This window comes from Pseudomonas sp. LBUM1649 (genome assembly GCF_059716155.1).
The window spans coordinates 3,987,917-4,013,926 of record NZ_CP166807.1 but is presented as its reverse complement, the minus strand read 5'-3'; the positions used below and the strand labels follow the sequence as shown (position 1 = coordinate 4,013,926).

23 protein-coding genes are annotated in these 26,010 nt (G+C 60.5%); 16 read left to right on the top strand and 7 right to left on the bottom strand.

Annotated elements, in window-relative coordinates:
* Positions 1 to 51: 51 nt before the first annotated feature.
* A complete protein-coding gene (locus tag ACA058_RS18525; protein WP_497635326.1) occupies positions 52 to 489 on the bottom strand; it encodes an Lrp/AsnC family transcriptional regulator in 438 nt (145 codons plus the stop codon).
* 137 nt (positions 490 to 626) lie between these two features.
* Between ACA058_RS18525 and ACA058_RS18520 the strand changes: the two genes are divergently transcribed.
* Positions 627 to 1,520, top strand: coding sequence for a DMT family transporter (locus tag ACA058_RS18520; RefSeq protein ID WP_497635325.1), 894 nt, complete (start codon positions 627 to 629; stop codon positions 1,518 to 1,520).
* A 6-nt stretch (positions 1,521 to 1,526) separates the two neighbouring features.
* Here the strand turns inward: ACA058_RS18520 and ACA058_RS18515 are convergent, their stop codons facing one another.
* Both ACA058_RS18515 and ACA058_RS18510 read right to left on the bottom strand, forming a co-directional pair.
* Positions 1,527 to 2,507, bottom strand: coding sequence for an FUSC family protein (locus tag ACA058_RS18515; RefSeq protein ID WP_497635324.1), 981 nt, complete (start codon positions 2,505 to 2,507; stop codon positions 1,527 to 1,529).
* A gap of 104 nt (positions 2,508 to 2,611) precedes the next feature.
* Complete coding sequence (locus ACA058_RS18510; protein WP_497635323.1) at positions 2,612 to 4,234, bottom strand: NADP-dependent glyceraldehyde-3-phosphate dehydrogenase; 1,623 nt, start codon at positions 4,232 to 4,234, stop codon at positions 2,612 to 2,614.
* 262 nt (positions 4,235 to 4,496) lie between these two features.
* Between ACA058_RS18510 and ACA058_RS18505 the strand changes: the two genes are divergently transcribed.
* The 10 genes from ACA058_RS18505 to ACA058_RS18460 all read left to right on the top strand — a co-directional run bounded on the left by ACA058_RS18505 (position 4,497) and on the right by ACA058_RS18460 (position 14,278).
* On the top strand, positions 4,497 to 5,384 hold the full coding sequence (locus tag ACA058_RS18505) for a Dyp-type peroxidase (RefSeq protein ID WP_497635322.1): 888 nt from the start codon (positions 4,497 to 4,499) through the stop codon (positions 5,382 to 5,384).
* 181 nt (positions 5,385 to 5,565) lie between these two features.
* On the top strand, positions 5,566 to 6,624 hold the full coding sequence (locus ACA058_RS18500) for an IS110 family RNA-guided transposase (protein WP_497639851.1): 1,059 nt from the start codon (positions 5,566 to 5,568) through the stop codon (positions 6,622 to 6,624).
* A gap of 374 nt (positions 6,625 to 6,998) precedes the next feature.
* Entirely contained in the window at positions 6,999 to 7,751 is a 753-nt protein-coding gene (locus tag ACA058_RS18495; protein WP_497635321.1) for a GntR family transcriptional regulator, read from the top strand.
* A complete protein-coding gene (locus tag ACA058_RS18490; RefSeq protein ID WP_497635320.1) occupies positions 7,748 to 9,478 on the top strand; it encodes a fumarate reductase/succinate dehydrogenase flavoprotein subunit in 1,731 nt (576 codons plus the stop codon). The genes ACA058_RS18495 and ACA058_RS18490 overlap by 4 nt, the downstream gene beginning before the upstream one ends.
* Positions 9,479 to 9,504: 26 nt before the next feature.
* Positions 9,505 to 9,750 (top strand): 4Fe-4S dicluster domain-containing protein, encoded by a 246-nt coding sequence (locus ACA058_RS18485; protein WP_007946457.1) that lies wholly within the window; start codon positions 9,505 to 9,507, stop codon positions 9,748 to 9,750.
* Between the two features lie 110 nt (positions 9,751 to 9,860).
* Positions 9,861 to 11,267, top strand: a complete 1,407-nt coding sequence (locus ACA058_RS18480; protein WP_497635319.1) for an ABC transporter substrate-binding protein — start codon at positions 9,861 to 9,863, stop codon at positions 11,265 to 11,267.
* A 149-nt stretch (positions 11,268 to 11,416) separates the two neighbouring features.
* Positions 11,417 to 12,199, top strand: a complete 783-nt coding sequence (locus tag ACA058_RS18475) for an ABC transporter permease (protein WP_497635318.1) — start codon at positions 11,417 to 11,419, stop codon at positions 12,197 to 12,199.
* Positions 12,199 to 13,047 carry an ABC transporter ATP-binding protein gene (locus ACA058_RS18470; RefSeq protein WP_497635317.1) on the top strand — a complete coding sequence of 283 codons (849 nt, stop codon included), beginning with the start codon at positions 12,199 to 12,201 and terminating at the stop codon, positions 13,045 to 13,047. The genes ACA058_RS18475 and ACA058_RS18470 overlap by 1 nt, the downstream gene beginning before the upstream one ends.
* The gene (locus tag ACA058_RS18465; RefSeq protein ID WP_497635316.1) at positions 13,044 to 14,006 is read left to right on the top strand and encodes a HEAT repeat domain-containing protein; all 963 of its coding nucleotides are present in this window, start codon (positions 13,044 to 13,046) and stop codon (positions 14,004 to 14,006) included. The genes ACA058_RS18470 and ACA058_RS18465 overlap by 4 nt, the downstream gene beginning before the upstream one ends.
* Complete coding sequence (locus ACA058_RS18460) at positions 14,003 to 14,278, top strand: DUF971 domain-containing protein (RefSeq protein WP_497635315.1); 276 nt, start codon at positions 14,003 to 14,005, stop codon at positions 14,276 to 14,278. The genes ACA058_RS18465 and ACA058_RS18460 overlap by 4 nt, the downstream gene beginning before the upstream one ends.
* Before the next feature lie 95 nt (positions 14,279 to 14,373).
* On the opposite strand, the gene ACA058_RS18455 is transcribed toward ACA058_RS18460, so the two are convergent.
* The 4 genes from ACA058_RS18455 to ACA058_RS18440 all read right to left on the bottom strand — a co-directional run bounded on the left by ACA058_RS18455 (position 14,374) and on the right by ACA058_RS18440 (position 18,904).
* A complete protein-coding gene (locus tag ACA058_RS18455) occupies positions 14,374 to 15,093 on the bottom strand; it encodes an ATP-binding cassette domain-containing protein (protein WP_497635314.1) in 720 nt (239 codons plus the stop codon).
* Positions 15,093 to 15,836, bottom strand: coding sequence for an ABC transporter permease (locus ACA058_RS18450; RefSeq protein WP_497635313.1), 744 nt, complete (start codon positions 15,834 to 15,836; stop codon positions 15,093 to 15,095). The genes ACA058_RS18455 and ACA058_RS18450 overlap by 1 nt, the downstream gene beginning before the upstream one ends.
* A 476-nt stretch (positions 15,837 to 16,312) precedes the next feature.
* A complete protein-coding gene (locus ACA058_RS18445; protein WP_497635312.1) occupies positions 16,313 to 17,050 on the bottom strand; it encodes a TorF family putative porin in 738 nt (245 codons plus the stop codon).
* A 111-nt stretch (positions 17,051 to 17,161) separates the two neighbouring features.
* Positions 17,162 to 18,904 carry an amidohydrolase gene (locus ACA058_RS18440; protein ID WP_497635311.1) on the bottom strand — a complete coding sequence of 581 codons (1,743 nt, stop codon included), beginning with the start codon at positions 18,902 to 18,904 and terminating at the stop codon, positions 17,162 to 17,164.
* Positions 18,905 to 19,007: 103 nt separating this feature from the next.
* Between ACA058_RS18440 and ACA058_RS18435 the strand changes: the two genes are divergently transcribed.
* The 5 genes from ACA058_RS18435 (at position 19,008) to ACA058_RS18415 (ending at position 25,839) form a co-directional block, all read left to right on the top strand.
* On the top strand, positions 19,008 to 19,922 hold the full coding sequence (locus ACA058_RS18435) for a LysR family transcriptional regulator (RefSeq protein WP_497635310.1): 915 nt from the start codon (positions 19,008 to 19,010) through the stop codon (positions 19,920 to 19,922).
* A gap of 185 nt (positions 19,923 to 20,107) precedes the next feature.
* Positions 20,108 to 20,725: a transcriptional repressor LexA gene (gene lexA, locus ACA058_RS18430; RefSeq protein WP_497635309.1), complete on the top strand. Its 618-nt coding sequence runs from the start codon at positions 20,108 to 20,110 to the stop codon at positions 20,723 to 20,725.
* A complete protein-coding gene (gene imuA, locus ACA058_RS18425) occupies positions 20,725 to 21,342 on the top strand; it encodes a translesion DNA synthesis-associated protein ImuA (RefSeq protein ID WP_497635308.1) in 618 nt (205 codons plus the stop codon). Before lexA ends, imuA begins: the two co-directional genes overlap by 1 nt.
* 7 nt (positions 21,343 to 21,349) lie before the next feature.
* Positions 21,350 to 22,765 carry a Y-family DNA polymerase gene (locus ACA058_RS18420; protein ID WP_497635307.1) on the top strand — a complete coding sequence of 472 codons (1,416 nt, stop codon included), beginning with the start codon at positions 21,350 to 21,352 and terminating at the stop codon, positions 22,763 to 22,765.
* Complete coding sequence (locus ACA058_RS18415) at positions 22,741 to 25,839, top strand: error-prone DNA polymerase (RefSeq protein WP_497635306.1); 3,099 nt, start codon at positions 22,741 to 22,743, stop codon at positions 25,837 to 25,839. The genes ACA058_RS18420 and ACA058_RS18415 overlap by 25 nt, the downstream gene beginning before the upstream one ends.
* Positions 25,840 to 26,010 lie beyond the last annotated feature (171 nt).

Sequence of the window (26,010 nt, the reverse complement as noted above, 5' to 3'; positions counted from 1 at the left end):
CATTCCTTAGCTGAAAAACTGCCAGTTTACAGCTTTCGAAAGGACCCTCAATTACCCCATCGGCGGCAAGCGCCGCTTGACCGGGGTTTTCTTGACGATGGCGGTGTTGGTTTCGGCGTGGGTGTTGAGGCGGTCGAGCAGGGTGTCCAGTTGTTCCATCGAGCGCACATGCAGGCGGGCGATGAAGCAGTCGTCACCGGTGACCTTGTCGCACTCGGTGAACTCGGGAATGGCCATGATCTGCCGTTCCACTTCCTGCAACTGGCCGGGCAGCGGGCGAACGCGCACGATGGCCTGCAGCTGATAGCCGAAGCATTTCGGGTCGATTTCCACGGTGTAGCCCTTGAGCACGCCGCGTTCTTCGAGACGACGCAGGCGCTCGGCGACGCTGGGTGAGGACAGACCGCTGATTTGCGCCAGGGCCTTGAGCGAACGTCGCGAGTCTTCCATCAAGGCCGTGATCAGCACCTGGTCGATGTCATCGGTCATGGCGAAAACCTCTATTAGGCAGGTTTGCAAAAATGCCTTCGCATAAAAGGCAGATTCCAAGTTTAGCCTGCTTTTTGCGCTGGAGCAGCGCCCCGGTGGATTGGCATACTTTGCCCATCAATCACAGGAGTCTGATGATGGACAACTCGATACGTCGCGGCTCGTTCGAATTGACCGCCGCCATGCTGATCTCCGGGACCATCGGCTGGTTCGTGCTGGTGTCCGGGCAACCGGTGCTGGATGTGGTGTTCTGGCGCTGCCTGTTCGGCGCTGGCACCTTGCTGCTGATTTGCGCGGGATTCGGCTTTTTGCGACCGGGCATTCTGACCCGCACCACCTTCCTGCTGGCGGTGCTCAGCGGTGTGGCGATTGTCGGCAACTGGGTGCTGTTGTTCGCATCCTATTCCCGGGCCTCGATTGCCATCGGTACGGCGGTCTATAACGTCCAGCCGTTCATGCTGGTTGGGCTGGCGGCGATATTTCTCAACGAGAAAATCACCCTGCAGAAACTGGCCTGGCTGGGTGTTTCGTTTCTCGGGATGCTGGCGATCGTCAGTGCCCATGGCGGGCAGGGCGAAAGCGGTAACCAGTACTTGATCGGGATTGTCCTGGCGCTGGGTGCCGCGTTCCTTTATGCAATCGCTGCGATGATCATCAAGCGCCTGACCGGGACGCCACCGCATTTGATTGCGCTGATTCAGGTCAGCACCGGCGTGCTGTTGCTCGCGCCATTCGCGCATTTTTCGGCGCTGCCGCAAGCGCCAAGCGAGTGGGGCAGCCTGGTGACTCTGGGTATCGTGCACACCGGCGTGATGTACGTGTTGTTGTACGGCGCGATCCAGAAGCTGCCGACTGCATTGACCGGCGCGCTGTCGTTCATCTACCCGATTGCGGCGATTTTCGTCGACTGGTTTGCCTTCGGCCATCGCCTGGAACCACTGCAATGGATCGGGGTTGCCGCGATCCTGCTGGCCGCTGCTGGCATGCAGCAGGGCTGGAGCCTGAAATTTCGGCGGACAGTCACCCCATGAGCGCCATCAGATGTTCCAGCGCGGCGCGGTCTTGGCCAGTCGCTGGCGCATCTCGCCAATGTTGGCAAGCAGTTGCTCGGTCAGCAAGCGGTAACCATCCAGGGCGTTGTAGACCGGTGCATCGAGACTGACGATCGGTAACGCCACGGGGCGGTTCAGCCGGTGGGTGACCCCGGCCTTCAGCGCCCGGGCCATGCCAATCAGTTGCACGCAAATCAGCCGATGCTCTGCCTTCAAGGCCGATTGCAGGTGAATCATGCTCTGAGGGTCACTGGCATCCGGCCGGGTATTGCCAAGTATCTCCAGGGTGCTGACACACATACGCAGCTGACGTTGGATGCCATCGAGTTCGTTCATGGAAATCTTCACCTCCTTGGACACCGATGGCATCAGGGAACGCAGTTGCACCATCACGGTGTTCAGGCGACCCATCAGCTTGAGGTGTTCGTCGGCAGTCACGGATTGGCCATTGATGATGCGCCCGTAGATCGCCGCGCAATCACGCAGGGCATCAGCCAGGTTGTAACGCCAGGAATAGACCGCATAGAGCGGCAGGGCGAAGGAAAACGCCAGGGCCAGGGCAATGCCGATCAGGATGTCTACCCCGCGCCACAGCCCGTCCGAGACTGGATTGTCTCCATGTCCGGCGACGATGAATACGGTAATGCCGGCCAGCAGCGCGGTGTATCCGCCTTTGCCGATGGCGTGGTACGAGAAGAATCCGCACACCACCGCCATGGCGAAATAGGTCAGCCACGGCAGGCCGAGCCAGGACTGTTGCACCACCAGGACCAGGCCGACCGCCGCCCCGACCAGGGTGCCGATGGCACGTTCAGCCGCTTTTTTGCCGATGTTGCCGTGGTGCTGCAAGCCGCCGATCACCACCAGCATCGTCACCGATGCCCACTCGCCGTGGGGCAGGTGGATGCCGGTGGTCAGCAGGATCGTCGCCAGTAACCCGAGCGAAACGCGTACCGCATGGATCATCCGCGCATGGCGATAGCGCCGGTTCGGGTCCAGCAGCGGACGCAGTAACCGGCGCAGTACTGGTGGCAGGCGAAGAGCCGTGGATGCGCTCAGGTCGGCTCTCCTCAGAAGATGTAATCAGTGGTCAAGAAGCTCGAACTGCGACCGCTGATGATCTCGCTGATGAGATCCTTGTTGGTCTCCTGGAATTTTGTCGCCACCAGCGTGCGGATGGAAAACACCCGCAGGGCGTCATGCACCGACAAGGTGCCCTCGGCGGAGTTTTTCCGGCCGTTGAACGGGTAGGTGTCCGGGCCGCGCTGGCATTGGGCGTTGAGGTTGATGCGCCCGACCTGGTTGGCAAAGGTGTCGACCAGTCGACCGACCGCCACCGGGTTGGTGCCGAAGATGCTCAGTTGCTGGCCGAAGTCCGACTCGAGGACGTAGTCGATCACCGTGTCCAGGTGACGATAGGGCACGATCGGCACCACCGGGCCGAACTGTTCTTCTTGATAGACGCGCATCTGCGGCGTCACCGGGTACAGTACGGCGGGGTAGAAGAACGACGCGCGGGCCTCGCCGCCATTGGGGTTCACCACCCTGGCGCCCTTGCCCTCGGCGTCGGCCACCAGCGAATGCAGGTAATCGACCTTGCCCGATTCCGGCAGCGGCGTCAGCGCCACGCCACTGTCCCACGGCATGCCGGGTTTGAGCGTGGCGAGTTTGGCGTTGAATTTCTCGATGAAGGCCTCGACCACGTCCTCGTGGACAAACAAGATCTTCAACGCGGTGCAACGCTGGCCGTTGAAAGACAGGGCGCCGGTGAGCGCTTCGTTGACCGCGTTGTCCAGGTCCACCTCCGGCAGGACGATACCGGGGTTCTTCGCATCGAGTCCCAGCGCCGCACGCAGGCGATGCGGCCTTGGATGCAGTTTCTTCAGGTCGCTGGCGGCCTTGTTGGTGCCGATGAACGCAAAGATGTCGATGTTGCCGCTGGCCATCAGCGCACTGACCGTCTCGCGCCCGCTGCCATAGATCACGTTGATCACCCCGGCCGGGAAGCTGTCGCGGAAGGCCTCCAGCAACGGGCGGATCAACAGCACGCCAAGCTTGGCCGGCTTGAACACCACGGTGTTGCCCATGATCAGCGCCGGGATCAGCGTGGTGAAGGTTTCGTTCAGCGGATAGTTGTAGGGACCCATGCACAGCGCCACACCCAGCGGTACGCGGCGGATCTGGCCCAGGGTGTCCTGTTCCAGTTCGAAGCGGCTGGAGCGACGGTCGAGTTCCTTGAGGGCGTCGATGGTGTCGACGATGTAATCGCAGGTGCGGTCGAATTCCTTCTCCGAGTCCTTGAGGTTCTTGCCGATTTCCCACATCAGCAACTTGACCACCGCCTCGCGCTGTTCGCGCATGTGCCCCAGGAAGGTTTCGACGTGCTGGATGCGCTCGGCCACGCGCATGGTTGGCCACAAACCCTGGCCGCGATCATAGGCGCGCACGGCGGCGTCGAGGGCGGTCAAGGCGGTGGCGGCATCAAGCAGCGGCGTGCTGCCGAGGATGACTTGTTCATCGCCGCCAGGGCCGCTCAGGTACACCGGGCTGCGGACCTGGGCGAGGGGACCTGGCCAGGTTTTCAAGACGCCGTCGACCAGGTACTCACGTTGTTCGGTCGGGCCGTCGAGACGGTATTTTTCCGGGATGCTGCCGGCGTCGGGAAACAGGTTGCCAAGAATCTGTGCGGTCATAACGTCGCTACCCCGTGTGTAGTGTCAGCCGTGCGCTTATGGCTAGCCGTTGAAGAATCCAGTTCAAGGGTTATACGCCTTGTTGATGCGGTTTTTTAACTGCAATCGAGCGCTGATGGGCAGAGTAGAGGGGTGAAGGTGTGGCTATTGTGCTTCAAGCGTAGACCGCAATCGGCGTTGGGTGAAACGCGATCTTTTGACCTGGGACCACACAATGGCCGGTGCCGAGGTTAAACTTCGCGCTCTTTCATAAGGAGTTCACATGAGTCACTACCAGCCGGGTATTCTCGCCACCCCTGTTCCGCCTCTCGCCCGTCATATGTTCTTCGCCCTGGAATCAGCCGCGGCACTGCCGGCCGCGCTGGACAAGCTGATGCAACTGGTGGATGGCAAATCGGCGGTGGTCGGTTTCGGTGAATCCCTGGTCAAGGCCCTCGACGGGCATATCGAAGGCTTGCGGGCCTTTGCGGCGCTGACCGGTGTCGGTGTCGACAACCCGTCGACGCAACAGGCGCTCTGGTGCTGGTTGCACGGGGTCGACCGTGGCGAACTGCTTATCCGCAGCAACGCCTTCGAGGCGGCATTGGCGCCAGCCCTGCGCCTGGTGCAAGTGACCGAGGGCTTCCGTCACCGTGACGGCCATGACCTGACCGGCTACGAAGACGGCACCGAAAATCCCCGTGACGAAGCCGCCGCGGCCGCCGCGCTGGTGGGTCAGGGTGCCGAGGGCATGGTGGGCGGCAGCTTCGCCGCGCTCCAGCAGTGGCAGCATGACCTCAAGGGCTTTCGTGCGATGCCGTCCCATGAGACGGATGACATCATGGGCCGTCGCCTGTGCGATAACGAAGAACTCGACGACGCACCGATCTCTGCCCACGTCAAACGCACCGCCCAGGAGAGCTTCGCCCCTGAGGCGTTCGTGGTTCGCCGCTCGATGCCGTGGATCGAAGGCGACCGCGCCGGGCTGATGTTCCTGGCCTTCGGCTTTTCCCTCGATGCCTTCGAAGTCCAGCTGCGGCGCATGAGCGGTCTGGAAGATGGCATCACCGACGGTCTGTACCGTATCAGCCGGCCGATCACCGGCGGCTACTACTGGTGTCCGCCGCTGAAGGATGGTCGACTGGATCTGCGGGCCCTGAGCATTGGCTGAGTAAATGCAAAAGATCGCAGCCTCCGGCAGCTCCTACAGGGGCGCGTAAACCTGTAATTGGATGGACTCGCCCCAGCCGAGGCGTCAATGCGCCACGCTGGCAGTCTAAACAGCCAACGACAGCGAGGGCGAGTCCATGAAAAATCATAGTTCGATTGATCAATCCCTGTCTTCTTCCGATTTGTCGGCCTGCACAACCTTAGCGGTGGATCTGGCCAAGCAGGTCTTTCAGGTCGCCGGTGAAGATGTCCTTGGCCAAGTGCGCTACGAGCAGCGGATCAAGTCGCGTGAGGCGTTTTATGAGTTTCTCCGGCAGCTGCCGCCTCATGTCGTGATTTTGATGGAGACCGGTCCGGGTGCTCAAGCCTGGGCCCGGCAGCTGCAAGACCAAGGCAACCTGGCGCGGATTCTTCCAGCCGGTTTGGTGGCCACCCATCGCAGCGGGCCTAAAAATGATCGCAACGATGCACTGGCGATTTTGCGGGCGGGTCGCGATGAAAAAATCTGCGCAGTACCGGTCAAAAGCGTTGCGGCACTGGCAATGCAGGCGTTGCATCGCGCTCGTCAGGGCTATGTGCGTCGACGCACGGCCGTCAGTAATCAGATGCGCGGCCTGCTGCTCGAGCACGGCGTGGCTTTGGCGCAGGGCGATGTTGCGATCAGCCAGAAAATACCGCGGGTACTGGAGGATGCTACCCAGCCGGTGCCGGGCCTGCTGCGTGAACTGATCGACGAACTGTTGGCCGAGTGGCGCCATTTGGGCGAGCGCATCAGCGTGCTGACGGGACGCCTGGAAGTGGCCGCCAACGCCGACATGACGGCGAAGCGACTGATGACTGTGCGCGGCATCGGCCCAGTCACTGCCACGGCACTGGTGGCCAAGGAAAGCAAGCCTGAGCGATTTCCCAATGCCCGCAAGTTTGCCGCGTACTTTGGCATGGTGCCTGACCAGCACAGTAGCGGGCAGACGGTCCGGCTGGGGGGCATGACCAAGCGAGGTGATGTCTATTTACGCAGCCTGATGATCCAGGGAGCCCATGCGGTGCTGCAACAACTACGACCTGATTCCCAGCAACCCGATGACCGCCGCTTGTTGCGCTGGATGAGCCGGCTGGGCCGTAAGGAGGCTGCGATCAGGCTAGCCAACCGCAACCTGCGAATCGTCTGGGTGCTTTTACAGAATGATCAGACTTATCGTCGCCACGCTGGTGATGGCCAGCAAGCGACGATGAGCCACTGAGCGACAGAGTTCTGCCACCGAGGTACTGACTGTCCGACCCTTTGTTGAAAAAAATTGACCCCAGGTAAGACCGGCGTGGATTGATGCCTAAGCTCCTACTGGCCTTCGAGGCCTGACTGTAATCGGCATACCACGAGCTCTTCCAATTTTGGCCAGATGCCGAAGACGGCTTCCATGAATAGGCCTGATACATAGATGCAACGGGGCGACAGTTTTTCAAAAGCGGGTAGACAGTGGGGGCGAGTCCATACATAGGAGCTGCCGAAGGCTGCGATCTTTTGATCTCCATCTAACGTTATACTCAAACAGTATTTCTCAAGCCCTTCCTTAGAACTCTAAGATCACGTCATAACTCGTTATGACAAGTGATCTTCATGACCGATAACGTTCTATCCCTCAACAGCGTTCCCCTGCACACCCAGCTGCGCGATGTGTTGCGTGCGCGCATTCTCGACGGTGAATACCCGCAAGACAGCCAGATGCCTTCCGAAAGCGAGCTCGGCGCACTGTTCAAGGTCAGCCGCATCACCGTGCGCCAGGCCCTCGGCGATCTGCAGAAGGAAGGGTTGATCTTCAAGATTCACGGCAAGGGCACCTTCGTCGCCAAACCGAAAACCTTCCAGAACGTCAGCACCTTGCAAGGCCTGGCCGAATCCATGACCGGACGCGGCTACGAGGTGATAAACCGCCTGCGCAGCTTCAAGTTCATCGCCGCCGACAAGCTGGTCGCCGAACGCTTGCAGGTCGCCGAAGGCGAGATTGTGGCTCAGATCAAGCGGGTACGCCTGATCAACCGCGAGCCGATTTCGCTGGAAATCACTTACCTGCCCAAAGCCATCGGCGAACGACTGGAGAAGGCCGATCTGGTGACCCGCGACATTTTCCTGATCCTTGAAAACGACTGCGGCCTGGCCCTCGGACACGCCGACCTGGCCATCGACGCGGTGCTGGCCGACAGCGACCTGACCCACGCGCTGAACGTCGAGGCCGGCTCGCCGATCATGCGCATCGAGCGCCTGACCCACGACACCGAAGGCCGTCCAGTGGACTTCGAACACCTTTATTACCGTGGCGATGCCTTCCAGTACCGCTTGCGGATCGACCGGCAAAAAGGGGCGCAGGCATGACCCGAACGACACTCGAACAGGAATACGACATCGTCGTGATCGGCGGCGGCACCGCCGGGCCCATGGCGGCGATCAAGGCCAAGGAGCGCAACCGCGATCTGCGCGTGTTGTTGATCGACAAGGCCAACGTCAAGCGCAGCGGCGCGATCAGCATGGGCATGGACGGCCTGAACAACGCGATCATCCCCGGCCATTCGACGCCGGAGCAGTACACCAAGGAAATCACCATCGCCAACGACGGCATCGTCAATCAGGCCGCGGTGTATGCCTACGCGACCCACAGTTTCGAGACCATCGAACAGCTGGACCGCTGGGGCGTGAAGTTCGAGAAGGATGAGACCGGGAACTACGCGGTGAAAAAGGTCCACCACATGGGCGCCTACGTGCTGCCGATGCCGGAAGGGCACGACATCAAGAAAGTGCTCTACCGTCAGTTGAAACGGGCACGGGTGAACATCACCAATCGCCTGGTCTGCACCCGGTTGTTGACCGACACAGAGGGTGCGGTCAACGGCGTGATGGGCTTCGATTGTCGCACCGCCGACTTCCACGTGATCAAGGCCAAAGCCGTGATCCTCGCCTGCGGTGCCGCCGGGCGTCTGGGTCTGCCGTCCTCGGGTTACCTGATGGGCACCTACGAAAACCCGACCAATGCCGGCGACGGCTACGCCATGGCCTATCACGCCGGGGCCGAACTGGCGAACCTGGAATGCTTCCAGATCAACCCGCTGATCAAGGACTACAACGGCCCGGCCTGCGCCTACGTCACCGGCCCGCTGGGCGGCTACACCGCCAACAACAAGGGCGAACGCTTCATCGAGTGCGACTACTGGAGCGGTCAGATGATGTGGGAGTTCCATCAGGAACTGGAAAGCGGCAACGGCCCGGTGTTCCTCAAACTCGATCACCTGGCGGAAGAAACCATCCAGAACATCGAAGAGATTCTGCACAGCAACGAGCGACCGAGTCGCGGCCAGTTCCACGCCAATCGCGGTACCGATTACCGCACGCAGATGGTCGAGATGCACATCTCCGAGATCGGTTTTTGCAGCGGGCATTCGGCGTCGGGAGTGTGGGTCAACGAGAAGGCCGAGACATCGGTCAAGGGCCTGTATTCGGCAGGTGACATGGCCGCGGTGCCGCACAATTACATGCTCGGTGCGTTCACCTATGGCTGGTTTGCCGGCAACAATGCGGCGGACTTTGTCGCCGAACGCGAATTTTCAGCGCTGGATGCCGAGCAGATCGCAATCGAAAAACAGCGAGTCTACGCACCGCTGGACCGCGAACACGGTCTGCCACCGGCCCAGGTCGAGTACAAGCTGCGGCGCTTCGTCAACGACTACCTGCAACCGCCGAAGGTGACCAAGAAGATGCAGATCGGCCTGCAACGCTTCAGCGACATCCAGCGTGACCTCGATCAGATCAAGGCCCATAACGCCCACGAACTGATGCGCGCCATGGAAGTCAGCATGATCCGCGACTGCGCCGAAATGGCCGCCCGCGCTTCGTTGTTTCGCACCGAAAGCCGTTGGGGGCTTTACCACTATCGCGTCGACCACCCGCAGCGCAACGACAGCGACTGGTTCTGCCATTGCCATCTGAATAAGGGTGAGAACGGCGTGATGACCAGTTTCAAGAAAGCCGTCGAGCCTTACATCATCCCGCTCGACGCCGATGAAATGCAGGCCTACGACCGGTTGCGGGTCGGTGCCGCCGCGGCGTGATGCCGTCCATAAAAGAGAGACCGAACATGGCCTATCAACCCCAGGAAATATTCTTTCGCTCCAATGCCCCCGTCACAGTCGATGAGGACCTTTGCATCGCCCACAAGGGCTGCACCGTGTGCGTAGACGTGTGCCCGATGGACTTGCTGGCGATCAACCCGGCCACGCAAAAGGCCTACATGGCATTCGATGAATGTTGGTACTGCATGCCCTGTGAAAAGGACTGCCCGACCGGGGCGGTGAAAGTCGAGATCCCGTACCTGTTGCGTTAAAAGCCACCCGGCAACACCGGACGCTGAATTGAAAAACACCCCTCGTTTCCCACCACGCCCTGATCGTGGCGGAGACGAACATCCTATAAATGATTCGAGGGGAAACACTCATGATGTTGCGTGCAGCTTTGGCCGGTCTGGTACTGGCTTCATTCACCTTGTCGGCCTCGGCCGAAACCATCCGCATCGCCATTGGCACCCAGGACACCACGATCAACTGCGCCGCCGGCGGCCTGTTGATTCGCGAACTCGGCCTGCTGGACAAATACCTGCCCCACGACGGCCAATACAAGGACGCCAAGTACGAAGTGGAGTGGAAGAACTTCACCAGTGGCGCGCCGCTGACCAACGAGATGGTCGCCGGCAAGCTCGATTTTGGCGCCATGGCCGATTTCCCCGGTTCGTTCAACGGCGTGGCGTTTGAAGCGGCGGGCAGGCACAGCCTGTTTATCAGCGTGCTTTCCGGCAGCACCAAGGGCAGCGGCAATGGCATCGTGGTGCCGAGTGCATCGGGCGTGCAATCGCTGGCCGAACTCAAGGGCAAGACCATTTCCGTGCCGTTCGCGTCCACCGCCCATGGCATGTTGCTGCGGGCCGTGGCGGCCCAGGGTTGGGATCCGCTGAAAGACGTGAACATCATCGCCCAACCGCCGGAGGTCGCCGGCTCCGCGTTGCAGGCCGGCAAGATCGACGCCCACGCCGACTTCGTGCCGTTCGCCGAACTGTTCCCGAGCCGCGGTTTCGCACGCAAGATCTACGACGGTTCCCAGGCCGGCGCGCCGACTTTCCATGGTGCGTTGGTCGATCAGAGCTACGCGAAGAAGTACCCGGAAATCGTCGTCGCCTACCTGCGCGCCAGTATCGAGGCCAACCAGTTGCTCGCCGCCGAGCCGGAGAAGTACAGCGAACTGATCGCCAAAGTCACCGGGGTCGATGCCGAGGTCAACTATCTGTTCCACGGTCCGCTCGGTGTGCAGACACGCGACCTGAGCTGGAAACCGGAATACCGCCAGGCCGTCGGCACTGCCATCGACACCCTCAAGTTGCTGAAGAAGGCCGATCGCGGACTCGATCTGAATACTTTCATTGACGACCAGTACATCCGCGCCGCGTTCAAGGCTTCGAACCTGGACTACACAGTGCAGCTTGCGGATTACAAGCAGACGCCGCTCAAGGCGGTGGATGCGTCGAGCGGCAAGGCCATCACCGACTTCAGCCATGTGGCCGAGATCTGGGTGCGCGGCGAGCCGAAAGTCCGTCAGTACGCCTCGGCGCAAGCGGCATTCACCGCGCTGGCTGCACTGAAGCAGGAAGGCAAGAACATCCGCGCGGTGTATGCCCAGGCGAGCGACAGCGGGATCAAGTTGCTGGCGGATCAGGCGTGGTTTGCCAGTGATGCGAAAGGGCGCCTCAGCGCGTTTCTGCTGAAAGGCCAGGCCCAGCAATTCGCCACGGCCCAAGGCGGCAAGGTGTTCGACTTCACCGATGCCACCACGCAAGCCGTTGCTGTCCGCTAACCCCCAGAACACCACGATCCACCCTGTAGGAGCGAGCACGCTCGCGAAGAACCCGAGGGCGACTCGGGGCATCAGGTTGCCAGCGTTATCGTTGACGACCATCGCGAGCGTGCTCGCTCCTACAGGGATTCCGGTTGAGAGGAATTATTGTGAACGGATCATTTAACCGCTGGATCCCCCGAGCCGCCTCACTGCTGCTCTGCCTGCTGTTCTGGCAACTCGCCGCCAGTCACCACTGGAACCTCGGCCTGGTGACCTTCGCCAACGTCCCGACACCGCTTGCCGTGATTGAAGCGGCGCTGGGCCTCGGCGACTCCGGCAAACTCGCCCAACACCTGAGCAGCAGCCTCAGCCGGGTGTTCGTCGGTTACCTCGCGGCGCTGATCATCGGCATCAGCCTGGGCCTGGCTATCGGTCGCTCGAAATGGGCCGAAGACTTGCTGCTCCCACCGCTGGAAGTGCTGCGCCCGATCCCCGCCGTGGCCTGGATTCCCCTGGCGATCCTGATGTTTCCCTCGTCCGAGCTGTCGATGTTCTTCATCACCTTCACCGGGGCCTTGTTCCCGATTCTGCTCAACACTGTGCATGGCGTCGAAGGCGTTGACCCACGGCTGATCGCCTCGGCGAAAAGCCTCGGGGCAGGGCGCCGGGCGATGCTGCTGGAAGTGATCCTGCCGGGCGCTGCGCCGAGCATCATCACCGGCCTGGCCATCGGCATGGGCACGTCGTGGTTTTGCCTGGTGACCGCCGAGATGATCTCCGGCCAATACGGCATCGGCTATTACACCTGGGAGTCCTACACCATCCAGAACTACCCTGACATCGTAGTCGGCATGTTGCTGATCGGCGTACTCGGGATGGGCAGCAGTCTGCTGATCAAACGCCTGGGCGGCGTGTTCACGCCCTGGCATCGACCACGAGGAAAAGCCTGATGAGCGTTATTCAACAGCCTGAAGGGCGGATCGATATCCGCGGTTTGTCGATCAGCCTGGGCGAGGGCAGTGCCGCTTTTGAAGCTGTGCAGGGCCTCGATTGCCAGATCGATCCGGGGCAGTTCGTTTGCATCCTCGGGCCGTCCGGTTGCGGCAAGTCCACCTTGCTCGGTGCCCTGGCCGGTCACCTGCAACCGCGTGCTGGCAGCCTCAAGGTCGATGGCACGGCGGTGTCCGGCCCGTCGCCGCAACGCGGCATGGTGTTCCAGCAACACACGCTGTTTCCCTGGCGCACGGTACGCGACAACGTCGCCTTCGGCCTGAAAATGCGCGGCATCGCCAAAGCCGAACGGCACCGGGCCGCCGATGAAATCCTAGCGCTGGTGGGCCTCGACGGTTTTGCCGAACGCTGGCCGGATCAGTTGTCCGGTGGCATGCAGCAGCGGGTGGAAATCGCCCGGGTGCTGGTCAACCGACCGCGCCTGTTGCTGATGGACGAGCCGTTCGGCGCCCTCGATGCCTTGACCCGCTTGAACATGCAGGAACTGCTGCTGGAGATCTGGACGCGGATTCGCACCACCGTGGTGTTCGTCACCCATGACATCGACGAAGCGCTGTTCCTTGCTGATCGCCTGCTGGTCATGAGTACGCGTCCCGGCCGAATCATCGAAGACCTGCGCCTGGATTTCCCCCGGCCACGCACCACCGAACTGGTGACGAGCCATGAATTTTCTCGCTTGAAGCGTCACTGCCTTGAGTTACTGCGTCACGAAGATGGTCGGCAGCTTCCCCGCCTGAACCCTCTCGGACTTCCCCCAGAAAACAAACTGCCGCGATTTGCCCTATGACCTCACTATTCGATGTAACCGATAACGATGACATTCTCGTCCTGCAACCGCGCCTGACTGACGACGATGCCGGCGTGCGCCGCATCGCCTTGATCGACCTGGCCGACCTGGAAGAACCGGATGGCCTGCTGTGGCTTGTCAATCGACTGTCTGAAGACCCGGCCGAAGAAGTCCGCGCCGAAGCCGCGCGGTTGCTGGAAGCCTGGGAGGATGAACCCGTGGTTGAAGCGCTGTGCCAGGCGCTGACCGATCCATCCGCAACGGTGCAAGCTGCCGCCGCGCAAAGCCTCAGCCTGCTCAAGAGCGGAGCGGCAGGAAGGGTGATTCTACCGTGGACCGGGCATGCCGACATCGGCGTGCGCATTGCTGCGTTCAGGGCCTTGCGCGAGTTGCGCTATCCAGAGGCGGCCTCGGCGGCGCTGTTTGCGTTGGGCGATCAGGACGCCAATGTCCGTCGTGAAGCCGTTGGTGTGCTGGGCTGGCTCAAACAGCTCGATGCCTTGCCGGCCCTGGCGCGCCTGGCCAGTGATGACCCGGACACCGAAGTACGCCGCGCCGCCACCGGTGCGCTCGGCCTGGCATCTGACGCACAGGTGCTGCCGGCATTACGCCAGGCATTGCAGGACCAGGCCTGGCAAGTGCGCGAAGAAGCCGCCACCACCCTGGGCAAGGTCGGACACATCGACGCCGGCCCGGCCTTGGTCGAAGCCTTGAGCGACGATTACTGGCAAGTTCGCCTGCGCGCCACCCGCAGCCTCGGTCGCTTGCGCTACACCCCGGCGCTCGACCCGCTGATCGAAACCCTCGGCCACCGCATCAGCAACCTGCGCAAGGAAGCCGCCCTGGCCCTCGGTGAGTTGAACGAGAAAGGCGCCATCGCACCACTGCTGGCCGCGCAGGACGATGGTGATCCGGAAGTGCGCAAGGCCGTGCGCATTGCCCTGAGTCAGCTGCAATGAACCCGGTGGCCATCGGCAATTCGCGCAGCAGGCAACTGCTGCGGTTGAACTGGCCGGACGGCCGCGAGCAGTGGCTGGATCATGCCGAGTTGCGCCGCCAGTGCCCGTGTTCGCAATGCCGGGCGTTTCGTTTGCGGGGGACGCCGCCGATGGTCGACGCCCGCGTACGCCTGATCCAGGTGAATTCGCAGGGGTATGGGTTGCAATTGGTGTTCAGTGATGGGCATGCGCGGGGGATCTATCCATGGGCTTATCTCTCCATCATGACCTGAACTCTGTAGGAGCTGCCGCAGGCTGCGATCTTTTGACTTTGTTTTTAAGAAAAACAGATCAAAAGATCGCAGCCTGCGGCAGCTCCTACAGTGGCCTATGCTGCGAATACAGGTTCAGTAACGGCTCGGATAAACGCGTCATCCACAGTCTTTGTTCCATACCGATGCATGAATTCATTTCCATTGGCGAAGCGATTGAAGCGTTGTTGGCTGATCATATAGAAATAATCACAGTGGCTGATCACCTCCTCAACATTGTGAGAAGAAACCAGAATGGCAGTGCCTTCCTTTGCCGCGCCGTGAAGGCATTGCCAAATATAGTGACGAAACTCCGGATCTACACCTGCGGTAGGTTCGTCGAGAATCACGAAGTCTGCAGGCATTGAAAGGAGCGTGAGGGTAAAGAACCAGCGTGTTTCTCCGTAACTGCACAGCGCCGATTTTTTGTTCCATATGTCTTGGTAGCGACTCACTATCGCAGGGCTCCAAGCAGATAGTTTTTTCAAGGTTTTGTCTTGTGTCATGGGTTCACTTGAAGACAGTGCAGTCACCATTTTAAAAATATCACGCATGCGAAGCGGCGGGGGAGTGCTAATGATTTGAGAGAGGTATAGAAAGTGACTGAAGTCGTTTTTTATCAAGCCTGAGTTTGCTTTTTTAAGTTCACAGACAATGTCAAAAAAAGACGTTTTGCCTGATCCGTTGGGTCCTAGAATGCCGACAATTTCACCTTGAGATACTTCGAGGGAAGCTTGGGTCAAAAGGGTTTTGTCTGGGTAGGCGAAATCAATGCCTTGCGCCTTGAATGTTTTCATTAGTATCGACTCCACACGGGGTTGATTCTTAGACGCTTGAAAGTTTTGTGCAGCGTTATGATAAATACAGTAATTATTGTTCCCGTAATGAACTTGTTGGATTCAAGGCCTTGCTCCATTAAGTGGCTTGCAAGTGTTAGAGGATTTGCAAGATTTAAACTGTCGGTGATGTAGTTGGCTGTACTGGTACTCACCACGCCGAGAATCAGCATGCAGAACGAAAAAATGGACAGCAATGTATTCGAGTTTTGGAAATTGATTGGCAGCAATGAAAATGCTGCGCCGAAAGCGCAAAACATGATGAAGCAAATGTAAAAGCGTAACGCGATATTCAATAGCTCCGCTGCGGCATAGTGTCCAAATGGAAGTTTGGTTGTCAGGTAAAAAGTTGTGCAATATGCTATTGAAATCAAAGAGTATGCAAAAAAGTGCGATAACAGAAAAATCAGTTTCGAATCCTGGGAGTAGATAAATGACCGGGTGAATCCGCTTTCTCTTCTTCCGATGATGTAGAAAGCAAAACCAAACAATGCGACGCTAGATGAAATGTAGGCATAGAACCATGCTGATATCGATGTGTAGTTTTTCAGAAAATAGTTCGGGTCTTGCCTGGTTACTGCAAAAAAATAGAACATTGCACAGGGTGATATCATGATCCAAAAGAAGGCGATTGGTTCTTTTAGTTGTTCTTTGATAAATATGGGTGTTAGGGATAGAACTCTGGGGAGGATGTTTTTGGTCATGATCAATTTCTCTACGGGTACGGAGTCATCTTTTTGGTTTTTACTCGTTGTATTTGCCACGTGCAAGTGGTGGAATTTTGCGTCGTAGGAAGTTTCTTTTGGATTTCAGGACGGGTCTTACATGATTTTAGGAAGTGAAAATTGTTCGTTTTGGTAGTGGGGGTGTGAATTTTAGAGATATGGCTTTGGAAGTCTTTAAAAAACTGAGTTTTAGTTTTTTGGCGGTGAGAAGAAACTATGCTGGCGTAGATAAAGATTTTCTGTAGGACTAAATGTGCGATTTTCTTTTTTTGATAAGCGGTTACTTTTTTGAATTTCTCTTTTTTTTCAACAAAGCGACAGGCGGTAGTTCTCGCTTTTGGATAAGTCAATCTGCAGGAGTGAAAAACGGAATACCGCCTTCGCTGGCAATCCTAAATTCAGCGCAAGATTCAAAGGCCAAATCGCCAGCAAGCTGGCTCCTACAGAGTGGGGACTCAGAAGGTTTTGCTGACGCTAGCCACTACGGTTGCGCTGCAGACGTCATCGAAGCCCCAATTGCTGATGCACTGGCTCTTCGACAGGTCAGTGTCGATATAGCTCAGGCCCAGCATCACCCCCGCCAGTTCATGGGTCAGCTTGACCTCCCATTCGTGGTACGAATCCTCGGCTTCACCCGAGCTCGAATATAGGTGCGGGTCCTTGAAGTCCATCAGGCCATAGCGCAGTTTCAAGCCCACTTCGTAGGGCAATTCAGTTTCGTAACCGACGTAGCTGTAGAGCGAGTTCTGTTGGCTGTCGATACCCGGCGCATCGTCGGAATAATAAGCCGCGAGTTTCACCCCATAGACGCTGAGAATCCCGTAGACCTCGCTCTGATTGAACTGGCTCTCTTTCGGATACGAGTATTTGAGATAGCCCAGGTCGAGGCTCACGTCATCGGTGGCCTGCCACAGCCAACCGGCGTAGTAATCGACTTCCTGCCGGGTTTTCAGGCCACCGCCAAAATCGACGTTGGAACTCCACGCGCCCAGGTACAGGCCGCTGCTGTGGGCCAGCGTGATGGAGCCTTGTAGGGCCGGATCATTCTGGGTTTGCGAGATGCCGCGGGTGCGGTAGTCGCTGGCCAGGGTCACATCCATCAACAACGAGAAATCATCGTTCAAGGGCACGGCCTGGCTGCTCAAGGGCAGCAGGCTCAAGGAACCGAGGGCGAACAGGGTGAAAGCTTTCATGGGGGGGACTTCCCGCTATTGTGATTGTTATGGGCAGATGTCGGGCAAGGCTGCGCAGTGCCTCGTGTCGAGAAACACGAGGTCGGGCAGGGAAGGCGTTGCAGTTTTTTACTAGAGGGTTTGTGCGTAGACCTGACGGCCGGCGAACCAGGTCTGCAGCACCTGGGTATCGTTCAGGGCTTTCTCATCGACGCTGAACACATCGCGGTCGACCACGATGAAGTCGGCCTGTTTACCGGCACTCAGCGAGCCGATCTGTTTGTCCAGGCCCATGGTGCGGGCGGCGTTGAGGGTGTAGGCGTAGAACATGGTTTCGCGGTCGATGCGTTCATCGGCGTTGAGTACCCCAAGCGGACCCTCCCGGGTGATGGCTTGGGCCATGGCGTTCCACGGGTTGGGCGAAGACACTGCCCAGTCACTGGCCCCGGCGATGGTCGCGCCCTGTTTGAGCAACGAGTGCGCCGGGTACTGGTAACGGAACGCCTGGGCGCTGATGTAAGGCTTGATCATGTCCAGGGTGTATTCATCGCCGCTGGCCCAGAGCAGTTGCATCGAGGCGATGACGTCGAGCGGTTTGAAGCGGGCGAACTCTTTCGGATTGACGATCTGCAAGTGCGTGATGGAGTGGGTCACGCCGCTCTGCCGATCCTTGCGCGCCTGGGCGATGCCGTTCAGCGATTCGCGTACCGCGCGGTCGCCGATGGCGTGGATGTGCACCAGCCAGCCGCGCTGATCGATGGCGCTGACCAGCTCACCGAAGTGCTTCGGATCGATCAACAATTCGCCCGGTTTGTGCGAGTTGCTGTACGGATCGATCATCGCTGCGCTTTGCGCCGGGTATTCGATCACGCCGTCGGCGAAGATCTTGATGCCGGGCAGAGTCAGGTTGGGGATGCCCTGGAACTGTTGGCGGACCTTGTCCAGGGTGTCGAGATCGGCGGGAACGCTTTTCGAATTGGCCACCAGTAGCGCGGCGACGTGGGCGGTCATGCCGCCGCTCTCGGCCAACGCCTTGTACACCGGCAACACACCGACGGTTTTCTCCGTAGGCTTCATTGCAAACACCGGCTCGCCGGGAGCCGCGTTGGCGGCGGGGTCCATCCACGCCGTGATGCCGAGGCTGTTGTTGTAACTCACGGCGGTTTGCGCCGCTTTGAGCATATCGGCGGCACTCGGAACCGGCATTTTCGAGGCAACCCGGTCCCAACCGGCGTCCACCAGAAATCCATTGGGGCTGCCATCGGCGAGTTTGCCGATGGTGTCTTTCTCGGCGTCTGGCAGTTTTTTCAGCAGCGCTGCATCAATGCCTGCGCGTTTGAGCATCACGTTGTTGGCCCAGGCCGTGTGATGGTCGCTGCCGGTGAATACCACCGGTACGTCGGCCCATTCGCCGTTGTTGAATTTCTTGCCCAAGGCTTCGGCCTGCGCCCAGTAAGCCGAGCTCATGCCGGCCACGTTCAGGACATCGTCATGCCTGGCCTTGCCGTCGTCACGCCATGCCCGCAGGCGTCTTTCCAGCTCATCGAGGTCTACCACTTCGTCTTCCATGTTGGCCGAAACCATCTCCAATCCGCCGAAAATCGCGTGGGAGTGGCTGTCGATCAGACCGGGCATCAGGGTCTTGCCACCCAGGTCGATGACCTTGGTTCCCGAATCTATCAGGGCTTTGATCTGCGCATCGCTACCGACTTGCAACACTTTGCCGTCCTGTACCGCCAGCGCCTGAACCTTGGGCTGGTTGCGGTCGGCGGTGAAGATCTTGCCGTTGAACAGCACCAGGTCAGTCGCCGCCATGGCTTCCAACGAGGCAAAACTGACTGCCAGCATCAAGAGATTCGGGATGAATCTTTTCATTGAATGTTTCCTTGTTATTGCGTCTGATGGCCAGATTAGTGGCTTGGTGCGCTCGGCAGAATGCCTCGCTCACGAAAAACGTTTTTGCCTGAATGGAAAAAGTATGGACAAGTTGGGTGCACTGAACATGTTCGTGGTCACGGCGCAACTGGGCAGTTTCAGTCGCGCCGCCGAGCAATTGGGCAAGACCCCGTCGGCCCTGACCAAAGCGGTCAATCACCTTGAGGCAGAACTAGGCGCGCGTTTGTTCGAGCGCAGTACCCGGCGGATTTTGCTCACGGAATCCGGCCGGCTCTACCTGGAAACTGCGCGCCAGGTGTTGCAGCGTCTGGACGAGGCCGGCGAAGAAATCGAGCAGTTGCAACACGGTCTGCGCGGCAGCCTGAAAATCACCGCGCCGCTGGCCTATGGGCAGGCTTTTCTCGATCAGGTGTGTGGCGGTTTTCTTGAGCAGTATCCGCAGATCAACCTGCAAGTGGACCTGTGCGATGACTTCGTCAATCTGCTGGAGAGCGGCCATGACCTGGCGTTGCGCGAAGGTCATGACGACTTGCCGGGGTTGATCGCTCGCGTGGTCGGCAGCAATCGCCTGGCGCTGTGCGCCAGCCCTGAATACCTCGCGCGCAAGGGGCTACCAGTTACCCCGCTAACCCTCGACGACCACGAATGGTTGCTGTATCGCCACCCGTTGCTCAGCCGCGAATTCTGGTGGGCCGAGCGCGACGGCCAGCGCTTGAGCCTGCCGCAGCCCCAGTCGCCACGGTTGCGCAGCGACAACTACGATTTGTTGCTGGCCAATGCTTTGGCCGGGCGTGGTTTGTTGCATACGCCGTTGTGGAGCGCGGCGCCGTACATCGCCGATGGGCGACTGGTGCGGGTGATGGCCGACTACGACATCGACCCGGACAGCTTTGGTCCGCACATCCTGGCGGTGTATCCCAGCCATCGGCGGGCCACGGCCAAGGTGCTGGCGTTTATCGATTACATCGCAGCGTATCTGGCTGATACCCAACACTGATGTCGGCTGACACGCCGCCATCGCGAGCAAGCTTTGCTCCTACAACGGATTGGTGACGTGCCTGAATTTTGTAAACACCACCGTCCTCCTGTAGGAGCAAAGCTTGCTCGCGATGGACGTGAACAATAACGCGTCGACCGGCGGTTCCTGCAAGTCCTTGCCAGGAAAATACGGAAAGAGTACAAATGTACTCCATGACGACTCTGACTCCCCGCCGTACCGCCATCCTGACCTTTATCCGCGAGCGCATCGCCGAGCACGGTCAGTCCCCGAGCCTCGCTGAAATCAGCGAGGCGTTCGGTTTTGCCTCCCGCAGCGTGGCGCGCAAGCATGTGCTGGCACTGACCGAAGCCGGGTTTATCGAGGTCAACCCGCATCAGGCTCGGGGCATTCGCTTGCTCGGGCAGCCACCGCGCCCCGAGCTGCTGAACATCCCGGTGCTTGGCCGGGTGGCGGCCGGTGCGCCGATCGGTGCCGATGCCGAGGTCCATAGCCGCTTACTGCTCGATCCGGCGATTTTCTCCAGGGCTCCGGACTACATGCTGCGGGTTCGCGGCGACTCGATGATCGAGGACGGGATTCTCGACGGCGACCTGGTGGGTGTGCACCGCAGCCCCGAGGCCGTCAACGGCCAGATTGTCGTGGCGCGACTCGACGGCGAAGTCACCATCAAGCGCTTTGAGCGGGGCGGCGAGACGGTCCGCCTGTTACCGCGCAACCCGGCGTACCAGCCGATCATCGTCGAAGCCGATCAAGACCTGGCCATCGAAGGGGTGTTCTGCGGTCTGGTGAGGCAAGGCTGATGGGTGCCGTCGTTGCGCTGGATACGCTGTTCAATGGCGGCCAGGTCTGGAAGGGCCGGCCTGCGCCCCCGGCCGTCAGCCCGCAACCCACCGGGCATGCCGCACTGGATGCGGCGCTGCCCACGGGCGGCTGGCCTGAGGCGGCGCTGACGGAAATCCTCCTGGCCGGGCAGGGCGTGGGCGAGTTGCAACTGGTGTGGCCGGCGCTGGCGCGGCTGTCGTCGGCGGGCGAGCGCATCGTGCTGGTGGCACCGCCCTACGTGCCATACCCCCAGGCCTGGCAGAACGCCGGGGTCGATCTGCGCCAGTTGTCGATCATCCAGGCCAGCGAGCGCGATGCGTTGTGGGCGGCGGAGCAATGCCTGCGTTCGGGCAGTTGTGGCGCGGTGTTGTGCTGGCCGCACAAGGCAGATGACCGCGCCTTGCGCCGCTTGCAGGTGGCGGCGGAAACCGGCTCGACCCTGGCGTTCGCCTATCGTTCGCTTAGCGAAGCGATCAACCCGTCGCCGGCGGCCCTGCGCATCGCCATCGATGCCAAGCCTGCGCAACTGCGGATACTCAAGTGCCGCGGCGGCTTGGCCCGCTCGGGGCCGATTGCCTTCGCCGTGGGGCATTGAGGTTGCCATGCGCTGGGTCTGTATTCTGTTCCCACAATTGGCGCTGGACGCGGTACTGCGTCAGCGCGCCGACCCCGAAGAGCCGCTGGCGCTGCTGACCGGCCCGGCCCAGCGTCGGGTGCTGCAGGCGGTCAACGGCCCGGCGCGGGCGCTGGGTCTGCGTCGCGGCCAGTCCATGAGCGCCGCCCAGGCCTTGAGCAAGGGCTTTGCCACCGCCGAGTACGACGTCACCGACATCGAACACTGGCAGCAATTCCTGGCCGCCTGGGCCTATCGCTTCAGTTCCCAGGTCAGCGTGCATTACCCGCGGGCGCTGGTGTTTGAAATCGAGTCCAGCCTGGGCTTGTTCGGTGCCTGGCCGCAATTTGAGGCGCGACTGCGCAACGAACTCGGCGAACTGGGCTTTCGTCACCGCATCGTCGCCGCGCCCAATCCGGTGGCAGCGCGGATGCTGGCCAACGCCTATGACGGCCTGGTGGTGCCCGACGAGCAAGCCTTGCAGCATCACCTCGGGCAATTGCCCGTCGACCGCATCGGGCTGCAGGCCAGCGTCGCCACGGCATTGTCGCGCATGGGCCTGCGCACCTTGAATCAAGTGCAGGCGTTGCCCCGGAATAGCCTGGCCCGGCGTTTCGAGGCCCAAGTGCTCAAGCACCTGGATGCCTTGCTGGGTACACGACGTCTGGCGCTGGCGTTCTACCTGCCGCCGGACCGTTTCGATGTACGCATCGAGCTCAATTTCGATGTGCAATCTCATCAGGCCTTGCTGTTTCCGTTGCGTCGATTGACGGGGGATCTGTCGGCGTTCCTGTGCGGCCGGGACAGCGGTGTGCAGCGTTTCGACCTGCACCTGGAGCACGCCGGATTGCCGGATACGGTTATCAAGGTCGGCCTGCTCAGCGCCGAGCGTGACCCGGCGATGCTGTTCGAACTGGCTCGGGGGCGGCTGGAGCAAGTCCAGGTCGAGGCCCCGGTGCGCGGTTTTCGTCTGCGCGCCGAAGACTTGCCGAGCTTCGTGCCGCAGTTCCAGGAGCTGTTCGACGATCGCCCGCAGCAGACCTTGCCCTGGGAGCAACTGCGCGAGCGCCTGCGCGCACGGCTGGGGGATGACGCGGTGCATGGCCTGCGCTTTCAGGCCGATCACCGGCCCGAGTGCGCGTGGCAGGCCAGTGCCGACAATCAGCCCTGCGCGCGATTGCCGACCGTGCAGCGCCCGGGCTGGCTGCTGACCGAGCCGCTGGCGGTGCACGAAGGCTCGACGCGCATCCTCATGGGACCGGAACGCATCGAGTCCGGCTGGTGGGACGGCGATGACGTGCGTCGTGATTACTACCTGATCGAAACCCGTGCCGGCCAGCAGGGTTGGGCCTACCGGGTGGTGGGCGATGGTGGTCCGTTGTGGCTGCAGGGCTGGTTCGCATGAACGCCGAATATGCCGAGCTGCACTGCCTGTCGAACTTCAGTTTCCAGCGCGGTGCTTCCAGTGCCCTCGAGTTGTTTCAACGGGCGAAAAAACAGGGCTATCAGGCCCTGGCGATCACCGATGAATGCACCCTGGCCGGTATCGTCCGCGCCTGGCAAGCGGCGAAGTCCGTGGAGCTGCCACTGATCATCGGCAGTGAAGTGCGCATCGAGAATGGCCCAAAACTGGTGTTGCTGGTGGAAAACCTCGAGGGTTACCAGACGCTGTGCCGACTGATCACCCGGGCCCGACGCCGTACGCAGAAAGGTCAGTATCAAGTGCTGCGCGAAGACTTCGGCGAACCGTTGCCAGGGCTGTTGGCGCTGTGGGTGCCGGACGCGGTCAATGACGTTGAACAGGGCCATTGGTTGAAGCACGCCTTTGCCGAACGGCTGTGGCTGACGGTCCAGCTGCATCGCGGTCAGGACGATACCCGGCGACTGGACGATCTCCTGGGGTTGGCCAGGGAACTGCGAATTCCTGCGGTGGCCAGCGGCGATGTGCACATGCATGCGCGCGGGCGCCGTGCCCTGCAGGACACCATGACCGCGATCCGTCATCACTTGCCGGTGGCCGATGCCGGGTTGCGCCTGCACCCCAACGGCGAACGGCACCTGCGCAGCCTCGATGTGTTGCGCGAGCTCTATCCGCCAGCCTTGCTCGACGAAACCCTGAACATAGCCCGGCGCTGCACCTTTGATCTTGGTCAGTTGCGTTATCAGTATCCGCGGGAGCTGGTGCCCGATGGACACAGCGCAGCGTCCTGGCTGAGGGAATTGACCGAGCGTGGCATTCGCGAGCGATGGCCCCAGGGTGCAAGCGAGAAGGTGCGCGGGCTGATCGACAAGGAACTGGGGCTGATCGCCGAGCTGGGCTATGAGAGTTATTTCCTTACCGTTCAGGACATCGTCGCCTTCGCCCGGCGCGAGAAAATTCTCTGTCAGGGCCGAGGTTCGGCGGCGAACTCGGCGGTGTGTTTCGCCTTGGGCATCACCGAGATCGACCCCGACCGGATGAACATGCTGTTCGAGCGCTTTCTTTCCAGGGAGCGCGACGAACCGCCGGATATTGATGTGGACTTCGAGCACGAACGCCGCGAAGAAGTCTTGCAGTACGTGTTCCAGCGCTATGGGCGGACCCGCGCGGCGTTGACCGCCGTGGTCAGCACCTACCACGCAGCCGGTGCCGTGCGCGATGTGGCCAAGGCGTTGGGTTTACCGCCGGACCAGATCAATGCCCTGGCCGATTGCTGTGGTCACTGGAGTGATGAAGCACCGCCCGTGGAGCGCCTGCGTGAAGGCGGTTTCGATCCCGAGAGCCCGGTGCTGCGCCGGTTGTTGAGTTTGACCCGACAACTGATCGGTTTCCCCCGGCACTTGTCCCAGCACCCCGGCGGTTTCGTGATTTCCGAGCATCCCCTGGACAGTCTGGTGCCGGTGGAAAATGCCGCCATGGCCGAGCGCACCATCATCCAGTGGGACAAGGACGATCTGGACGCGGTCGGCCTGCTCAAGGTCGATATCCTCGCGCTGGGCATGCTCAGCGCGATTCGTCGTTGTCTCGATTTGCTGCGTCGTCATCGCAACCTGGACTTGAGTCTGGCGACGATCCCCTCCGAAGACTCGCTGACCTACGACATGATTGGCCGCGCCGACACCATCGGCGTGTTCCAGATCGAGTCCCGGGCACAAATGTCGATGCTGCCCAGGCTCAAACCCCGCGAGTTCTATGACCTGGTGATCGAGGTGGCCATTGTTCGCCCCGGTCCGATTCAGGGCGGCATGGTGCACCCGTACCTGCGGCGCCGAAACAAGGAAGAACTCGAAAGCTATCCCTCCGAAGAGTTGCGCGAGGTGTTGAAACGTACCCTCGGCGTCCCGCTATTCCAGGAGCAAGTGATGCAGATCGCCATCGTCGCCGCCGACTACAGCCCCGGCGAAGCCGATCAGTTGCGCCGCTCCATGGCTGCCTGGAAACGCCATGGTGGACTGGAACCCCATAAGGATCGCCTGGCCGCCGGGATGAAGAAAAAAGGCTACAGCGCGGAATTCGCCGCGCAGATTTTTGAGCAGATCAAAGGCTTTGGCAGCTACGGTTTTCCCGAATCCCATGCCGCCAGTTTTGCCTTGCTGACCTACGCCAGTTGCTGGTTGAAATGCCACGAACCGGCGGCCTTCGCCTGTGCCCTGATCAACAGTTGGCCCATGGGTTTCTACAGCCCGGACCAGATTCTGCAGGACGCGCGCCGTCACCATTTGCAGATTCGCCCGGTAGACGTGCGGGCCAGCGACTGGGATTGCAGCCTCGAACCGATTGCCGGTGCGCAACCGGCGATTCGCATGGGTTTGCGCATGATCAAGGGCTTTCGCGAGGACGATGCCCGGCGCATCGAGGCGGCGCGTTCGAAAGGCGCGTTTGCCGACATCGCCGACCTTGGCGAACGGGCATGCCTGGATGCTCGCGCCCAGGAACAACTGGCCGATGCCGGTGCATTGCGGGGGCTGGCCGGTGACCGGCATCGAGCGCGCTGGGAAGTGGCGGGGGTGCAAAAGCAGCTCGGCCTGTTTGCCGGCCTGCCCCGTCAGGAGGAGAGCGCGGTGGCGCTGCCCAAACCCACGGTCGGTGAGGACCTGCTGGCCGATTACAACAGCCTCGGCACCACTCTCGGGCCGCATCCGCTGGCCTTGTTGCGCGGTGAGTTGAAAGCCCGGCGCTGCCGCAGTTCGAAGGAGTTGCTGGATGTGGAGCATGGGCGACCGGTCAGCGTCGCCGGGCTGGTGACCGGGCGACAACGCCCGAGCACCGCCAGTGGCGTGACCTTCGTCACCCTGGAAGACGAGTTCGGCAACGTCAACGTGGTGGTCTGGCGCGACCTGGCGGAGCGCCAGCGCCAGGTGCTGGTGGGCTCGCAGTTGCTCAAGGTGGATGGGCGCTGGGAGAAGGAGGGGGAGGTGCGGCATTTGATTGCCGGGCGCTTGAGCGACCTGAGCCCGCTACTGGACGGCATCAGTGTGCGCAGTCGCGATTTCCGCTGACCTGTGGCGATGGTGCTATGTGGTGGTGGAGCTTTTTGTGGCGAGGGGATTTATCCCCGCTCGGCGGCGAAGCCGTCGTAAAACCAGTGAATGCAGTTTTTCTGAAACTACTGCGGTAGCAGGTTTTGGGGCCGCTTCGCAGCCCAACGGGGATAAATCCCCTCGCCACAT